Origin of the sequence: Streptomyces albireticuli, assembly GCF_021228125.1 — a bacterium.
Classification (GTDB): domain Bacteria; phylum Actinomycetota; class Actinomycetes; order Streptomycetales; family Streptomycetaceae; genus Streptomyces; species Streptomyces albireticuli.
Window position 1 is genome coordinate 38942 of the sequence record NZ_JAJQQS010000022.1, and the last position, 15677, is coordinate 54618.

13 protein-coding genes are annotated in these 15677 nt (G+C 72.8%); 9 read left to right on the forward strand and 4 right to left on the reverse strand.

The annotated features are described in order from the left end of the window. Positions 1 to 62: 62 nt before the first annotated feature. Positions 63 to 1061, reverse strand: a complete 999-nt coding sequence (locus LUZ64_RS31225) for a TAXI family TRAP transporter solute-binding subunit (RefSeq protein ID WP_095578991.1) — start codon at positions 1059 to 1061, stop codon at positions 63 to 65. A gap of 174 nt (positions 1062 to 1235) precedes the next feature. On the opposite strand from LUZ64_RS31225, the gene miaB reads away from it, so the two are divergent. Continuing rightward, positions 1236 to 2726 (forward strand): tRNA (N6-isopentenyl adenosine(37)-C2)-methylthiotransferase MiaB, encoded by a 1491-nt coding sequence (miaB, locus tag LUZ64_RS31230; protein WP_095578967.1) that lies wholly within the window; start codon positions 1236 to 1238, stop codon positions 2724 to 2726. Positions 2727 to 2878: 152 nt separating this feature from the next. Continuing rightward, positions 2879 to 3589 carry a class III extradiol dioxygenase subunit B-like domain-containing protein gene (locus LUZ64_RS31235; protein ID WP_095578966.1) on the forward strand — a complete coding sequence of 237 codons (711 nt, stop codon included), beginning with the start codon at positions 2879 to 2881 and terminating at the stop codon, positions 3587 to 3589. Between the two features lie 170 nt (positions 3590 to 3759). Here LUZ64_RS31235 and LUZ64_RS31240 read toward each other — a convergent pair whose 3' ends face one another. Both LUZ64_RS31240 and LUZ64_RS31245 read right to left on the reverse strand, forming a co-directional pair. Next, the gene (locus tag LUZ64_RS31240) at positions 3760 to 4005 is read right to left on the reverse strand and encodes an antitoxin (protein WP_095578965.1); all 246 of its coding nucleotides are present in this window, start codon (positions 4003 to 4005) and stop codon (positions 3760 to 3762) included. Positions 4006 to 4035: 30 nt separating this feature from the next. Then, positions 4036 to 4278 (reverse strand): hypothetical protein, encoded by a 243-nt coding sequence (locus LUZ64_RS31245; protein WP_095578964.1) that lies wholly within the window; start codon positions 4276 to 4278, stop codon positions 4036 to 4038. A 195-nt stretch (positions 4279 to 4473) separates the two neighbouring features. On the opposite strand from LUZ64_RS31245, the gene miaA reads away from it, so the two are divergent. From miaA to hflX, 6 genes are all read left to right on the forward strand, one after another. Continuing rightward, positions 4474 to 5412: a tRNA (adenosine(37)-N6)-dimethylallyltransferase MiaA gene (miaA, locus tag LUZ64_RS31250; RefSeq protein WP_095578963.1), complete on the forward strand. Its 939-nt coding sequence runs from the start codon at positions 4474 to 4476 to the stop codon at positions 5410 to 5412. 107 nt (positions 5413 to 5519) lie between these two features. After that, positions 5520 to 6005, forward strand: coding sequence for a hypothetical protein (locus LUZ64_RS31255; RefSeq protein ID WP_095578962.1), 486 nt, complete (start codon positions 5520 to 5522; stop codon positions 6003 to 6005). Between the two features lie 67 nt (positions 6006 to 6072). After that, complete coding sequence (dapF, locus tag LUZ64_RS31260; RefSeq protein WP_095578961.1) at positions 6073 to 6951, forward strand: diaminopimelate epimerase; 879 nt, start codon at positions 6073 to 6075, stop codon at positions 6949 to 6951. 192 nt (positions 6952 to 7143) lie between these two features. After that, positions 7144 to 9273, forward strand: coding sequence for a RelA/SpoT family protein (locus tag LUZ64_RS31265; protein WP_095578960.1), 2130 nt, complete (start codon positions 7144 to 7146; stop codon positions 9271 to 9273). Positions 9274 to 9390: 117 nt separating this feature from the next. After that, on the forward strand, positions 9391 to 10863 hold the full coding sequence (locus LUZ64_RS31270) for a M1 family metallopeptidase (protein WP_211304921.1): 1473 nt from the start codon (positions 9391 to 9393) through the stop codon (positions 10861 to 10863). Positions 10864 to 10996: 133 nt separating this feature from the next. Next, positions 10997 to 12475: a GTPase HflX gene (gene hflX, locus LUZ64_RS31275; RefSeq protein WP_095578959.1), complete on the forward strand. Its 1479-nt coding sequence runs from the start codon at positions 10997 to 10999 to the stop codon at positions 12473 to 12475. A gap of 138 nt (positions 12476 to 12613) precedes the next feature. On the opposite strand, the gene LUZ64_RS31280 is transcribed toward hflX, so the two are convergent. Beyond that, the gene (locus LUZ64_RS31280) at positions 12614 to 13801 is read right to left on the reverse strand and encodes a trypsin-like serine peptidase (RefSeq protein ID WP_095578958.1); all 1188 of its coding nucleotides are present in this window, start codon (positions 13799 to 13801) and stop codon (positions 12614 to 12616) included. 256 nt (positions 13802 to 14057) lie between these two features. On the opposite strand from LUZ64_RS31280, the gene LUZ64_RS31285 reads away from it, so the two are divergent. Then, positions 14058 to 15677: a diaminobutyrate--2-oxoglutarate transaminase family protein gene (locus tag LUZ64_RS31285; RefSeq protein ID WP_095578957.1), complete on the forward strand. Its 1620-nt coding sequence runs from the start codon at positions 14058 to 14060 to the stop codon at positions 15675 to 15677.

Consider the following 15677-nt stretch of genomic DNA (forward strand, 5'->3'; position numbering starts at 1 on the left):
ATGGCTGTGGGGCGGTGATCCGGTGAAGCCGAGCCGACGGCCCTCTAAGGCTTCACGGCCCTCTAAGGCTTCACCGACAGGTAGTAGCGGCGGGCTCCCTTGTGGAGGTTCAGGGGGTCCGTGAAAATCGCCGTCCGGAGGTCCACTTTCTGCGCGGCGTGCACCTTCTGCCCTATGCGGTCGCGACTGTTCATCACCGACCGGGTGACGCTCTCCGCCAGCTCCGGGTCCGCGCTGTCCATGGTCATCAGAAGGTTCGCGACCGCTATCGTCTTCACCGACTGCGAGGCCCGCAGTTCCGGATAGGCGTCCACCGGCATGACCGCCGCCCGGTAGAAGCGCGTCTCCGGCCCCAGCGCGTGCAGCGGGCCGACCAGGTCGCCCAGCTGGACGAGCCGGATGGACAGCCGCCGGCCGAGCGCCGACACGGCGTTCGTCGGCAGGCCGCCGGACCAGAAGAACGCGTCGAGCTCCCCGTTCTCCAGCAGGCCGGGCATCCGGTCGATGCCGACCCGCACCGGCGTGATGTCCCTGTCGAAGTCGAGCCCGGCGGCCTTCACCAGCCGCCGCGTGATCAGCTGCACGCCCGAGTCGTCGGTGCCGACGCCGACCCGCAGCCCCTTGAGGTCCCGTGCCGACCGCACCGCGGACTCCTTCTCGACCACCAGCTGGATGTAGTCGTCGTAGAGCCGCGCGCACGCCCGCAGCCCTTCCGCGCCCGGCTGCTTCCGGTCCTGGTAGGTGGCGACCGAGTCGGCGGTGGCCAGGGTGAAGTCGGCCTTGCCTGACGTGAGCTGCTGGAGGTTGTCCAGCGACCCCTGGCTGCCCCTGAGCCGCACCTCCAGGTCGGGCATGTCGTGGCCCAGGTCCTCCTTCAGGAGGTCGCCGTACTTCGCGTACACCCCGGTCGGGACCCCCGTCGCGAACGACAGCCGGCCCGTGGGCGCCGACGTGCCGTGCAGGGACACGAGCCACCACAGGAACAGCGCGAGCGTGAGGGCCGCCGCCGCGCCGGCCCGTACGGCACGGCGCCCGCCGAGGCGTGGGAGTCGGGGAACCATGGGCGGATACTGCCAGGCCCGGCCGGGCTTGGGCAGTGCCTTGACACAGGACTCCACCCGGACCGGTGGACGGGCCGCGGGGCGCCGCACGTGGGGTGGGCGTGCGGGAAGGAGGCGGGAAAGGGAAGGGAAGAGGCGGTCTGTCCGGGTGACCACGTACCCTGGTCGATTGAGATGAGTGCGAAGACATACGAGGTGCGCACCTACGGGTGCCAGATGAACGTCCATGACTCCGAGCGGCTGTCCGGCCTGCTGGAGGACGCGGGCTACGTCCGCGCGCCCGAAGGCACCCCGGAGGGCGACGCCGACGTGGTCGTCTTCAACACCTGCGCGGTGCGGGAGAACGCCGACAACAAGCTGTACGGCAATCTCGGCCGGCTGGCCCCGATGAAGACGAAGCGGCCCGGGATGCAGATCGCCGTCGGCGGCTGCCTCGCCCAGAAGGACCGTGACACCATCGTCACGCGGGCCCCCTGGGTCGACGTCGTCTTCGGTACGCACAACATCGGCAAGCTGCCCGTCCTGCTGGAGCGCGCCCGCGTCCAGGAGGAGGCGCAGGTCGAGATCGCCGAGTCGCTGGAGGCGTTCCCCTCGACGCTGCCCACGCGGCGCGAGAGCGCGTACGCGGCCTGGGTCTCCATCTCCGTCGGCTGCAACAACACCTGCACCTTCTGCATCGTCCCGGCACTGCGCGGCAAGGAGAAGGACCGCCGTCCCGGCGACATCCTGGCCGAGGTCGAGGCGCTCGTCGCCGAGGGCGTCAGCGAGATCACCCTGCTCGGGCAGAACGTGAACGCCTACGGCTCCGACATGGGCGACCGCGAGGCGTTCTCGAAGCTGCTGCGCGCCTGCGGGCAGATCGAGGGCCTGGAGCGCGTCCGCTTCACCTCGCCGCACCCGCGCGACTTCACCGACGACGTCATCGCCGCCATGGCCGAGACGCCCAACGTGATGCACCAGCTGCACATGCCGCTCCAGTCCGGTTCGGACCCGGTGCTCAAGGCCATGCGCCGCTCGTACCGCCAGGAGCGCTTCCTGGGCATCATCGAGAAGGTGCGCGCCGCCATGCCGGACGCCGCCATCTCCACCGACATCATCGTGGGCTTCCCCGGCGAGACCGAGGAGGACTTCGAGCAGACCATGCACGTGGTCCGCGAGGCCCGCTTCGCGAACGCCTTCACGTTCCAGTACTCCAAGCGCCCGGGCACCCCCGCCGCGACCATGGAGGGCCAGATCCCCAAGGAGGTCGTGCAGGCGCGCTACGAGCGTCTCGTCGCCCTCCAGGAGGAGATCTCCTGGGACGAGAACAAGAAGCAGGTCGGCCGGACCCTGGAGATCATGGTCGCCGAGGGCGAGGGCCGTAAGGACGGCGCCACGCACCGCCTGTCCGGCCGCGCCCCCGACAACCGCCTGGTGCACTTCACCAAGCCGGACGAGGACGTGCGCCCCGGCGACGTGGTGACCGTCGAGATCACCTACGCCGCCCCGCACCACCTGCTGGCCGAGGGCCCCGCCAAGGGCGTGCGCCGCACGCGCGCGGGCGACGCCTGGGAGAAGCGCAACGCCGCCCAGGCCGACAAGGGCGCGGGCGTCATGCTGGGCCTTCCGGGCATCGGCGTCCCGGCCCCGCTGCCGGCGCCGACGGGCGGTTGCAGCATCGTCTGACGTGACCCGGGTCCGGGGGCGGCCACGACCGCTTCCGGACCCGCGTCCGTCCGCCCGTGGGCCGCATCCGTCCGGAGGCGCCCCCGGGGAACCTCCCGGCGCCCCGGGTGCCCGCCGCGACCCGGACCCGCCGCCCCACTAGGCTGCGGATCATGCTTGTCGCCGCCGCCGTATGCCCCTGTCCGCCGCTGCTCGTCCCCGAGGTCGCCGCCGGGGCCGCACCCGAGCTGGACGGCCTGCGCGCCGCCTGCCTGGACGCCGTGGGCGTGCTGGCCGCCGCCCGGCCCGACCGGCTCGTCGTCATCGGCCCGGCCGGCGTCTCCGGCCTGGGCCCGCACCCGCAGGGCGCCGCCGGATCGTTCCGCGGTTTCGGCGTGGACGTCGACGTGCGGCTGGGGCGGGGCGGGGTCGCGGGGGAGAGGGCGCTGCCGCAGTCCCTGGCCGTGGCCGCCTGGCTGCTGGGCCGTACGGGCTGGGCCGCCGCGCCCGTCGAGGGCCTGGGCGTCGGCGAGCCGCTGGAGTCCGACCGCGCTCTGGCCGTCGGCCGCGAGCTGGCCGCGACCGACGAGCGGCTCGCGCTCCTGGTGATGGGCGACGGCAGCGCCTGCCGCACCCTCAAGGCGCCCGGCTACCTCGATCCACGGGCCGAGGGCTTCGACGCGGCGGCCGCGCGGGCGCTGGGCGCCGCCGACAGCGCCGCCCTGGCGGCGATGGACGGCGAGCTGGCCCACGAGCTGAAGGCCGCGGGGCGGACGCCCTGGCAGGTGCTCGCGGGCGCGGGCGAGGCCGCGGATCTGACCGGCGAGCTGCTCTACGACGAGGCGCCCTACGGCGTCGGCTACTTCGTGGCCACCTGGTCCTGAGAGCCCCCGCGAACCCCCTTCGCGACCCTTCTGGGCGGCCACCGGGCGCCCGGACTCATTCCCGGCACCCTGGCGCCCGTACGGCCGTCAGAGCGGCGTACACGGGCTCGGGGGCGCGAACGGCGACGGGCCGCGGAGCACCCGCTCCGCGGCCCGTCGCCGACGAGGTCTCAGTGGGCCGTGGAGCCCGTGCCGCCGTCCTTGCCGTCCTTCTCGGCGAGGCGGTCGATCGCGTCCTTGGCCTTGCCGGTGCCCGTCTGGATCTGGCTGCTGTACTTGCCCTTGGTCTTCTCGTCGACGACCTTGGCGGCCTTCTCCAACCCCTGCTCGATCTTGTCCCCGTGCTGCTGCGCGAGGTCGCCGACCTTGTCCTTCACCGGACCGAGCTTGGCCTTGAGATTGTCCAACAGGCCCATGGCGTCTTCCCTCGTCTTTCCTCGTCAAAGCTACTTACGGGCGCCCTCACCGGCCTCGCTGTCGGCCGCCTTCTCCGCGGACTGCTGCTTGGGAATCTCGACTCCCTCGGCCGCCGCGGATTCCGCCTTGGCCTCGCCGGACTGCTCCGGCTCGGCCTCGGCGGTCTCGGTGGTCCCGGCGTCGTCGGCCGATTCCGTCGTCAGAGTGGCTGTCGCCGCCTCTTCGGTTGACGCTTCGGCCTTCTTACGGCGAAACCTTGAAAACACGCCCATATCTACTCCATTACCTTACTGGTGTGAGCGAAATCCCGCGTCGCCCGGGGCGGTCCATTGCGCCGCTTCCGGACACCGACCTGTGAACCGGCTCTCGGAACCTCGCAACAGGCAACGAAACCGGCAGCGTCGCGTCACGTCGCTCGTTCGTGGGGTACTGCAAAGGTTTGCGAGACTGATCCGGTGAGAAACCCGGTGAAAAACGCAGTTCCCGTACCGCGGGTCATCGCCGTCGTGGGCCCCACGGCGGCCGGCAAGTCCGATCTCGGCGTCGCCCTCGCCCAGCACCTGGGCGGTGAGGTGGTCAACGCCGACTCCATGCAGCTCTACCGGGGCATGGACATCGGTACGGCCAAGCTGACGCCGGAAGAGCGGCAGGGCGTGCCGCACCACCTGCTCGACATCTGGGACGTCACGGAGGCCGCGAGCGTCGCCGAGTACCAGCGGCTGGCCCGCGCCGAGATCGACAAGCTGCTCGCCGAGGGCCGCACCCCGGTGCTCGTCGGTGGCTCCGGGCTCTACATCAAGGGCACGATCGACGCCCTCGACTTCCCCGGCACCGACCCGGCCGTACGCGCCCGCCTGGAGGAGGAACTGGCCGAGCGGGGCCCCGGCGAGCTGCACGCCCGGCTCGCCGCCGCCGACCCGGCCGCCGCCCGCGCGATCCTGCCGGGCAACGGCCGCCGCATCGTGCGCGCCCTGGAGGTCATCGAGCTCACCGGACGGCCCTTCACCGCCAACCTGCCGGGTGAGGAGCCCGTGTACGACGCGTTGCAGATCGGTGTCGACGTCGAGCGCCCCGAGCTCGACGAGCGGATCACCGTCCGCGTGGACCGCATGTGGGAGGCGGGGCTCGTCGACGAGGTGCGCGCGCTGGAGCGCGAGGGCTTGCGCGAGGGGCGTACGGCGTCCCGCGCGCTCGGGTACCAGCAGGTGCTCTCCTTCCTCGCCGGGGACTGCACGGAGGAGGAGGCGCGCCTCGAGACCGTGCGGGCCACCAAGCGCTTCGCGCGCCGGCAGGATTCGTGGTTCCGGAAGGACAAGCGCGTCCACTGGCTGAGCGGCGCGGCCGGCCACCGGGCGGAACTCCCCGGGGAAGCGCTGAGGTTGGTCGAACGGGCGGTCACAGCCTGATCACGTGATGGCATCGGGACGCTATGCACGCCCTTGCGGCCTGCGGGAGCGTGCCATCATCAAGCTTCGATCGAGCCGTGAAGTCCGAGTTGGGAGGGCGCGTGGCGATGGAGGCCGGCCCTCGTGACAGACCGCAGCAGCCGCCCCGGAGGGGACACCTCCCGGCGGTGGCCGGGGGAGATTCGGAGGCTCTGACTCCGGATGGCCCCGAGGACACCGGGGAGACGGACGGCGTCACCCCTGACACGGCCGCCCCCGCCTCCTTCCGGGAGCTCCGCCCGCAGCGCAGGATGCGGGTCTGGCAGATCGCGCCCATCGTGGTCCTCGCGGCCGTCGGCTCGCTGATGTTCGCCTTCCCGCTCGCCTTCGAGTTCGGCGACGGCGGCCCGGTCGTCGCCATGCTCGGCCTGCTGATCAGCTGCTGCGCGGCCGGCTGGGGCGTGATGGCCGCCCGCCGCGTCGGCTACACCTGGCCCGGCCTGCCGCCCCGAGGCTCCGGCAGCCGCCCCGACTGGCGGTACGTCGCCGGGTACACCGCCGTCGTCGCCCTGGTGGTCGTCCTCGCCGTCTGGCGCGTCGCCCGCCTGCGCTAGCGGGCGACGGGCCCCCGCCGGGGGCCTGGCCAGGAGGGATGTCACACCGGCCCCGTACCATCGAAGCGTGAGCACACAGATCGCCTTCCTCAAGGGCCACGGCACGGAGAACGACTTCGTGATCGTCCCCGATTACGACGGCCGGATCGAGCTGTCGCCGGCCGCCGTCGCCCGCCTGTGCGACCGCCGGGCGGGCATCGGCGCGGACGGCGTGCTGCGCGTCGTCCGTTCCGCGGCCCACCCCGAGGCGCGCGCCATGGCCGACGAGGCCGAGTGGTTCATGGACTACCGGAACAGCGACGGCACCGTCGCCGAGATGTGCGGCAACGGCGTCCGCGTCTTCGCCCGCTACCTCCGGCACGCGGGCCTGGCCGAGGAGGGCGACCTCGCCGTCGCCACCCGCGCCGGCGTCCGCCGCGCGCACATCGCCAAGGAGAGCGCCGGCGGCGGCGTCACCGTCTCCATGGGCAAGGCCCTGCTGCCCGCGGGCCCCGTCACGGTCACCGTCGGCGCCCGCAGCTGGCCCGCCCTCCACGTCAACATGGGCAACCCGCACGCGGTCTGCTTCGTCGAGGACCTCGCCGACGCCGGCAACCTCTTCACGGCCCCCGCCGTCGCCCCGGAGGGCGCGTACCCCGACGGCGCCAACGTCGAGTTCGTCGTGGACCGCGGCCCGCGTCACGTCGCCATGCGGGTGCACGAGCGCGGATCCGGCGAGACCCGTTCCTGCGGCACCGGCGCCTGCGCCGTGATGGTCGCGACCGCACGCCGCGACGGCCTCGACCCGGCGGTCACCGGCCTGCCCGTCACGTACACCGTGGACCTCCCCGGCGGGCGCCTGGAGATATCAGAGACGCCCGACGGCTCCGTCGAGATGACCGGACCCGCGGTGATCGTCGCGGAGGGCGTGTTCGACGCGTCCTGGCTGCGCACCGTCCTCGGCTGAGGCCCACCCGCCACCGGCGCACTACCCCGGACCGGGACCGTTTGCCGAACGACCGGCAGCGTGGCTCGCTCGAATGGGTGATCCGTTTCACTCTGGGCGAGAGCGGGCGAGCAGCGCGTGATGGGCTCGGTAGCATCAAGCACCGGTCCGGAGGCGTGAGCCGACCGCCGGTCGACGCTGCCGGAGGTGCCCATGAGCGCAGACGCCCCGAACGACGGTGCTCCCGGCCGCTGGCGCGGCCGGGCCCGTCTCGACCTGAGACGGCTGGGGCGGGCGGCGCTGAGCGGCTCCGGCTCCCGGGGCCGGCTGCCGGACGCGATCGACCACGTCGCCAAGGTCCACCGCGCCCACCACCCCGGGGCGGACCTCGACATCCTCCGCCGCGCCTACCTCCTCGCGGAGTCCTCGCACCGCGGCCAGACGCGCAAGAGCGGCGAGCCGTACATCACGCACCCGCTCGCCGTGACCCTGATCCTCGCCGAACTGGGCGCCGAGACGACCACCTTGACCGCCTCCCTCCTGCACGACACCGTCGAGGACACCGAGGTGACGCTGGATCAGGTGCGCGGCCAGTTCGGTGAAGAGGTCCGCTTCCTCGTCGACGGCGTGACCAAGCTGGAGAAGGTCGACTACGGCGCGGCGGCCGAGCCGGAGACCTTCCGCAAGATGCTCGTCGCCACCGGCAACGACGTCCGGGTGATGTCCATCAAGCTCGCCGACCGGCTGCACAACATGCGCACCCTCGGCGTGATGCGCCCCGAGAAGCAGGTACGCATCGCCAAGGTCACCCGCGATGTGCTCATTCCCCTCGCCGAGCGGCTGGGCGTGCAGGCCCTCAAGACCGAGCTGGAGGACCTCGTCTTCGCGATCCTCCACCCCGAGGAGTACGCCCGCACCCGCGACCTCGTCCTCTCCCACGTGGCCGGGCCGAACCCCCTGGAGGTGACCGCCGAGCGGATCCGCTCCGTCATGCGTGACGCGGGCATCGCCGCCGACGTCCTCGTCCGCTCCCGGCACTTCGTCTCCGTCCACCGGGTGCGCCTCAAGCGCGGCAAGGTGACCGGATCGGACCTCGGCAGACTCCTGGTCCTCGTCGGGGAGGACGCCGACTGCTACGCCGTCCTGGGCGAACTGCACACGTGCTTCCAGCCTTTCGTCTCCGAGTTCAAGGACTTCATCGCCGTCCCGAAGTTCAACCTCTACCAGTCGCTGCACACCGCGGTGGCAGGCCCGGGCGGCGAGCCCGCGGAGGTCCTCATCCGCACCCATCAGATGCACCGGGTCGCCGAGGCCGGCGTCGTCGCCCTCGGCAACCCCTACGCGGCACCCGAGACGCCCGACGCGACGGACGGCGAGCGTGTCGACCCGACCCGCCCGGGCTGGCTCTCCCGGCTCCTGGAGTGGCAGCGCGCCACCCCCGACCCCGACACCTTCTGGACCTCGCTCCGCGACGAGCTCGCCCAGGACCGTGAGGTCACCGTCTTCCGCGCCGACGGCGGCACCATCGGCCTGCCGGCCGGTTCGAGCTGCGTCGACGCCGCCTACGCCCAGCACGGGGAAGGGGCGCACGCCTGTATCGGCGCGCGGGTCAACGGCCGCCTGGCGACCCTCAGCACCGTCCTGCGCGACGGCGACACCCTGCACCTGCTGATGTCCCGGGACACCGTGTCCGGCCCCTCTCCCGACTGGCTGGAGCACGCGCGTACGCCCGCCGCGCGGATCGCCATCGAGCGCTGGCTGGCCACCCACCCGGCGCCGGACCCCGCCACCCCGCCGGTGCCGCAGGCCGCGGACCGCCCGTGCCCGCCGCCGCGCTCGACCGCCCCGGCCCTGCGCTGGCCGGTCGTCGTCGCGGCCGACGGCGCCGACCTCGCCGCCGCGAGCGTCCGGCTGGCCGGCTGCTGTACGCCCGTGCCGCCCGACAAGGTCACGGGCTTCGCCGTGCGCGGCGGCAACGTCACCGTGCACCGCGCGCAGTGCCCGGCGGTGCAGCGCATGACCGCCTCGGGGCGCGAGCCCGTGGGCGTGCGCTGGGGCGCGCCCGACAGCGCGGGCGCCTGCGACTACCGCGTCACGCTCCGGGCCGAGTCGTTCAGCAGGCCGCACCTCCTCGCCGACCTCACCGAGGCCATCGCCGCCGAGGGCGCGGCCGTCATCTCGGCCGCCGTCGAGCCGCCGCACGAACAGCGGGTGCGCCACACCTACACCCTCCAGCTCACCGACGCCGGCCGGCTGCCGGAGCTGATGCGGGCCATGCGCCGGGTACCGGGGGTCTACGACGTCGAGCGGGCCGGACGGGCGGTCGCGGGCGCTCCCCTGTGACCCGGGGGCGGCCCGACCGCCCGCCCGGCGGCCGCACATCCTTCCGGAACGCTCATACGGGTGGGGCGGCGTCGTGCCGCCGACGGCGGGGGCCCCGGCGCTGGTAGCGGTGGACGCATGCCCCACACACCCGGGAGACGCTCCCCGATCCCCTGGCGGTCCGCGAGCCGCCGGGCCGCCCTCGCCGCAGCCGTCTCGGCCCTCCTCCTGGGCGCCGCCGCGCCGCCGTCCGCGACCTCGCAGGGCATCGGCGACCGGCTCTTCCCGGAGCTCGGCAATCCCGGCTTCGACGTCATCGCCTACGACATCGCCTTCACCTATCACGGTAATGACAAGCCGCTCGACGCCGTCACCACCCTCCAGGCCGAGGCCACCGACCGGCTGGAGCGCTTCAACCTCGACTTCGCCGGCGGCACCGTCCGGTCCGTCACGGTCAACGGCCTGCCCGCCGAGTACACCCCCGTCAAGGAGGACCTGGCCGTCACACCGGCCGTGACCCTGCCCGACGAGGGGCACTTCACCGTCACCGTCCACCACACCAGCGATCCGCGCGTCGCCGGCAGCGGCTGGGTCCCCACCAGCGACGGCCTGGTCATGGCCAATCAGGCCGACGCGGGCCACCGCGTCTTCCCCGGCAACGACCACCCCTCGGACAAGGCCCGCTTCACCTTCCGCGTCACCGCGCCGAAGGACCTGACCGTGGTGGCCAACGGGCTGCCCGACGGCCGCTCGACCCGGGGCGCGCAGACCACCTGGGCGTACCGCAGTCCGCACCCCATGGCCACCGAGCTCGCCCAGGTCTCCATCGGCCGCTCCGCCGTCGCCCGCCGCACCGGCCCGCACGGGCTGCCCCTCCGTGACGTCGTGCCCGCCGCCGACAGCCGCCAAGTGGAGAAGTGGACGGCGAGGACGCCCGCCCACCTCACCTGGATGGAGCGGAAGGTCGGCCCGTACCCCTTCGAGACCTACGGGGTGCTGCTGGCCGACGCCTCGACCGGCTTCGAGCTGGAGACCCAGACCCTCTCGCTCTTCGAGCGGGACCTGTTCACCAGGACCGACATCCCCGACTGGTACCTCGAGTCCATCATGGTCCACGAGCTCGCCCACCAGTGGTTCGGCGACAGCGTCAGCCCGCGCGCCTGGTCCGACCTCTGGCTCAACGAGGCCCACGCCACCTGGTACGAGGCGCTGTACGCCGAGGAGAAGGGCGGCCGCCGGTTCACCACCCGGATGCGTTCCGCCTACGAGCAGTCGGACACCTGGCGCGCCGACGGCGGCCCGCCCGCCGCACCCAAGGTGCCCCAGCCGGGGAGGAAGACCAGTATCTTCCGTCCCAATGTCTACGACGGCGGGGCCGTGGTGCTCTACGCCCTGCGGCAGAAGATCGGCGCACCCGCCTTCGAACGCCTGGAGCGGGAGTGGGTCGCGGGCCACCGCGACTCCACGGCCGGCACGACCGACTTCGTCGCGCTCGCCTCGCAGGTCTCCGGCCAGGACCTGACACAGTTCCTGAGGGCGTGGTTGTACGAACCAACGACCCCGCCCATGCCTGGTCACCCGGACTGGAAGCCCGTCTCGAAATCCGCGTGACGACCAGGCCACGGCGTGGCACGATCGACGGGTCGGCGCGGCCGCCGGCCCGGGAATCTCCGGGCGTCGTCACGCGTTGTCGACGGTGTGGCTCCGGTCAGGCGCCACCCCTTCCCAACGACGTAAGGATCAAATGACCTCCTCTTCTTCCCTTCCCCAGGACCGGCAGAGCCTCCCGGACAGCCTTCGGGCCGACGCCCTGATGGAAGAGGACGTCGCCTGGAGCCACGAGATCGACGGGGAGCGCGACGGCGAGCAGTACGACCGCTCCGAGCGCGCGGCACTGCGCCGCGTCGCGGGTCTCTCCACCGAGCTGGAGGACGTCACCGAGGTCGAGTACCGCCAGCTGCGCCTGGAGCGCGTGGTGCTGGTCGGTGTCTGGACCTCCGGGTCGGTGCAGGACGCGGAGAACTCCCTCGCGGAGCTCGCCGCCCTCGCCGAGACCGCCGGTGCCCTCGTCCTCGACGGTGTCGTCCAGCGCCGCGACAAGCCGGACCCGGCCACGTACATCGGCTCGGGCAAGGCCCAGGAGCTCCGGGACATCGTCCTGGAGACCGGCGCCGACACCGTGGTCTGCGACGGTGAGCTCAGCCCCGGTCAGCTCATCCACCTCGAGGACGTCGTCAAGGTCAAGGTGGTCGACCGCACCGCCCTGATCCTCGACATCTTCGCCCAGCACGCCAAGTCCCGAGAGGGCAAGGCCCAGGTCGCGCTCGCCCAGATGCAGTACATGCTGCCGCGGCTGCGTGGCTGGGGTCAGTCGCTCTCCCGGCAGATGGGTGGTGGCGGCGGCGGTGGCATGGCCACGCGTGGCCCCGGTGAGACCAAGATCGAGACGGACCGCCGGCGGATCCGCGAGAAGATGGCGAAGATGCGCCGGGAGATCGCGGAGATGAAGACCGGGCGCGACATCAAGCGCCAGGAACGCCGCCGCAACAAGATCCCGTCGGTCGCCATCGCCGGTTACACCAACGCGGGCAAGTCCTCGCTGCTCAACCGGCTCACCGGCGCGGGCGTGCTGGTGGAGAACGCCCTGTTCGCCACCCTGGACCCGACCGTGCGCCGGGCCGAGACGCCCACCGGCCGGCTCTACACCCTGGCCGACACCGTCGGATTCGTCCGGCACCTGCCGCACCACCTCGTCGAGGCCTTCCGCTCCACGATGGAGGAGGTCGGCGACTCCGACCTGATCCTGCACGTGGTGGACGGCTCGCACCCGGCGCCGGAGGAGCAGCTGGCGGCCGTGCGCGAGGTCATCCGCGAGGTCGGCGCGGTCGACGTGCCCGAGATCGTGGTGATCAACAAGGCGGATGCCGCGGACCCGCTGGTCCTCCAGCGTCTGCTGCGGGTCGAGAAGCATTCCCTCGCGGTCTCGGCGCGCACCGGCGAGGGCATCGAGCGGCTGCTGGCCCTGATCGACACCGAGCTGCCCCGGCCGGCCGTCGAGATCGAGACACTCGTGCCCTACACCCAGGGCTCGCTGATCGCGCGGGTCCACGCCGACGGTGAGGTGATCTCCGAGGAGCACACCGAGGAGGGCACCCTCATCAAGGCGCGGGTGCACGAGGAGCTCGCCGCCGAGCTCCAGCGCTGCGGGACGGCCGGCGACTGACCGGTCCCTCCCGGGCGTCGAGTACGCGAAGGCCCGCCCCCGGTCCCGGGGGCGGGCCTTCGGCCTTGGGATGATCGTTTCGCCTGGCCGCTTCCGCGGCCGGCGCTCAGGACCGCGCGGCAGGCTCCGAGCGGTTCCTCAGCGCTTGGCGAACTTCTGGCTGAGCGCGTCGTAGACGCCCTTCGCCTCGGTGCCGAGCCGCGGACCCGCGAGCCAGGTGCTGTCGGACGGGCCGATGGAGGTGTTGGAGACCAGCACCACCTTGCCGTCGCGCTTGGCGAACCAGCCGCCGCCCGACGAACCGCCGGTCATGGTGCAGCCGATGCGGTACATCGTGGGCTGCGACGGCTCGATCGTCAGCCGGCCCGGCCGGTCGACACAGTCGTACATCTTCTGGCCGTCGAAGGGCGGCGCGGCCGGGTAGCCCCACGCGCCCATGGACTGGATGGACTTCACCTGCGGGGCGTCGAAGTCGACCGTAAGGGCGTTGCCGACGGTCTCCTCCAGCGACTTGCCGGACCCGGCCTCGGGCTTCACGTGCAGCACGGCGAAGTCGTAAGGAGCGCCCGCGCCACCGGTCTCCGAGCCCTGGGTGATCCACTGGCCGGACGTCTGCGCCCAGTCCGCCCACCACACGCCGTACGGGGCGACGTCCTGCACCGGGGCGGTGTTCACCTGCGCGCCGGAGAGGCCCTTGTCGTTGTAGGAGGGCACGAAGGCGATGTTGCGGTACCAGCCGCCCTTCTTGCCCGCGTGCACGCAGTGGCCCGCGGTCCACACCATGTTGGACTTGCCGGGGTGCGCCGGGTCCTTGACGACGGTGGCCGAGCAGACCATGTGGCCCTGGGGGCTGTCGAAGAAGACCTTGCCGACCGGGGCGGCGTAGTTGTGGTACGGCAGGTTGACCGACTTGGCCTTGACCGGGGCTGGCTCCGGGTCGGTGACGCCCTGGTCGCCCGAGGCGCCCGGGGCCGTACCGGGGGCGCCCTTGCCGGCGAGCGTCTTGTCGCTGGAGCGCGCGTCCTTCATCGTGTCGGGCTTCCAGTGGCCCTTGATCATCGGGTTGATGAAGTCGCGTGCCTCACGGAGCCACTGCTCCTTGTCCCAGTTCTTCCAGGCCCCGTTCTTCCACTTGTCCAGGTCCTTGAGGGAGGACGGGAGGTTCTTGGGCAGCTGGATGACGTCGTCGCCCGGCTGCGCGGCCGAGGCGCTGGGCTTGTCGCCGCCGGCGGCCTTGTCCTCGGAAGGGCCGCACGCGGTGGCGGTCAGGGCCAGCGCGGCGGACAGAGCGGCCGCTGCCAGCGCGGGCCGACGGATGGAAGGCATGGAGTGGGTTCCCCCTGATCGTTCTGCTGTGTGACGGTGTGCCCGTTCTGCGCGGAACACCCTATGAAGTTGTCATGCACCGCCCCAGTGGAGGAGCAGGGCCCCACTATGCCGGTGGAAGGGGAGACGGAGGAGGCCGGGTCCCCGGTTCCGCAAGGAAGGATCTTGACCTCGAGCCGTGTTCCGTGGCTCGCGGCGTCGTTGGTACGTACGGGGGAGAACCGACCGGCGTTCAGCAGCAGGAGGATCCGAAGCCGTGGCCGTGACCCAGCTACCGCCGACGGCACCGTCGTCCACGGCCCACGAGGGCATTCTCCGGCGGCAGTCGGCGCGGGAGTCGGCCGCTCGGACGTATGCCCGCTCCCTCCCCATCGTGCCGGTGCGCGCCCGGGGTCTGACGATCGAGGGGGCCGACGGACGCCGCTATCTGGACTGCCTCCAGGGCGCCGGGTCGCTGGCGCTGGGGCACAATCACCCGGTCGTGCTCGAAGCCATCCGCGCCGTCCTTGACTCCGGGGCGCCGCTGCACGTCCTCGACCTGGCCACGCCCGTGAAGGACGACTTCACCAGCGAGCTGTTCGCCACCCTGCCCCGTCAGCTGGCCGACTCCGCCCGTATCCAGTTCTGCGGCCCGGCCGGCACGGACGCCGTGGAGGCCGCCTTCAAGCTCGTCCGCACCGCCACGGGCCGCGACGGCCTGCTGGCGTTCACCGGCGCGTACCACGGCATGACGGAAGGGGCGATGGCCGCCTCCGGCGGCGCGCCCGGCGTCCGGGTGACGCGGCTGCCCTTCCCGCAGGACTACCGCTGCCCGTTCGGCGTCGGTGGCGAGGACGGGGCGCGCCTGGCCGCGCACTGGACCGAGAGCCTGCTGGACGACCCCAAGAGCGGCGTCCGGGTCCCCGCCGGAATGGTCGTCGAACCCGTGCAGGGCGAAGGCGGGGTCATCCCCGCGCCGGACGGCTGGCTGCGCCGGATGCGCGCCCTCACGGCCGCCCGCTCCATCCCCCTGATCGCCGACGAGGTCCAGACGGGCGTGGGCCGCACCGGGGCGTTCTGGGCGGTCGAGCACAGCGGGATCGTGCCCGACGTGATGGTGCTGTCCAAAGCGATCGGCGGCAGCCTCCCGCTCGCCGTCGTCGTCTACCGCGCCGACCTCGACGCCTGGGAGCCCGGCGACCACGCGGGCACCTTCCGGGGCAACCAGCTGGCGATGGCGGCCGGCACCGCGACCCTGCGCCACGTCCGGGAGAACGGCCTCGCCGAGCGCGCCGCGGTCCTCGGCGAGCGGATGCTCCGCCGCCTCCGCGAGGTCGGCCGCGAGCACGACTGCGTGGGCGACGTGCGCGGCCTCGGGCTCATGATCGGCGTCGAGTTCGTGCGCCCCGACGGCTCCGCCGGTCGGACGGCCTTCGAAGGTGAGCGCGGCGGTGCGACCGGCCGCGGCGCGGACAGCGGGCGTCCGGAGTCCGATCTGCTCGCGGACGGCCTCTGGCTGGCGGGCCCTCCGCCGGGCGGCGCCGGGCAGTCCGCCCCGGCCGTGCCGCCGCAGACCGACGGGCGGCCGGGGTGCGCGGGCGGCCCGGGAGCGGAGCAGGCCGGCTTCCGCGCGGCCACCCGGCCCGGCCCGCTGCCCGCCGCCCCGGAGCTGGCCGCCGCCGTACGGCGGGAGTGCCTGCGCCGGGGCCTGATCGTGGAGCTGGGCGGCCGTCACTCCTGCGTCGTACGCCTCCTGCCCCCGCTCACCCTGACCGACGAGCAGGCCGAAGCGGTCCTCGACCGGCTCGCCGACGCCATCGCCGCGGTCTGCCGGACGGGCCACCGCGCAGCCACCCTGAGCACGCCGAAGGAGGCAGGCGCCGCATACCCGGCCTGA

Coding starts and splice junctions, on each gene's coding strand:
- LUZ64_RS31235 (WP_095578966.1), top strand. CDS start 2,879: ATGCTTGTCGCCGCCGCCGTATGCCCCTGTCCGCCGCTGCTCGTCCCC.
- LUZ64_RS31255 (WP_095578962.1), top strand. CDS start 5,520: ATGGAGGCCGGCCCTCGTGACAGACCGCAGCAGCCGCCCCGGAGGGGA.
- LUZ64_RS31280 (WP_095578958.1), bottom strand. CDS start 13,801: ATGCCTTCCATCCGTCGGCCCGCGCTGGCAGCGGCCGCTCTGTCCGCC.
- miaB (WP_095578967.1), top strand. CDS start 1,236: ATGAGTGCGAAGACATACGAGGTGCGCACCTACGGGTGCCAGATGAAC.
- LUZ64_RS31265 (WP_095578960.1), top strand. CDS start 7,144: ATGAGCGCAGACGCCCCGAACGACGGTGCTCCCGGCCGCTGGCGCGGC.
- LUZ64_RS31270 (WP_211304921.1), top strand. CDS start 9,391: ATGCCCCACACACCCGGGAGACGCTCCCCGATCCCCTGGCGGTCCGCG.
- LUZ64_RS31240 (WP_095578965.1), bottom strand. CDS start 4,005: ATGGGCCTGTTGGACAATCTCAAGGCCAAGCTCGGTCCGGTGAAGGAC.
- hflX (WP_095578959.1), top strand. CDS start 10,997: ATGACCTCCTCTTCTTCCCTTCCCCAGGACCGGCAGAGCCTCCCGGAC.
- LUZ64_RS31225 (WP_095578991.1), bottom strand. CDS start 1,061: ATGGTTCCCCGACTCCCACGCCTCGGCGGGCGCCGTGCCGTACGGGCC.
- LUZ64_RS31245 (WP_095578964.1), bottom strand. CDS start 4,278: ATGGGCGTGTTTTCAAGGTTTCGCCGTAAGAAGGCCGAAGCGTCAACC.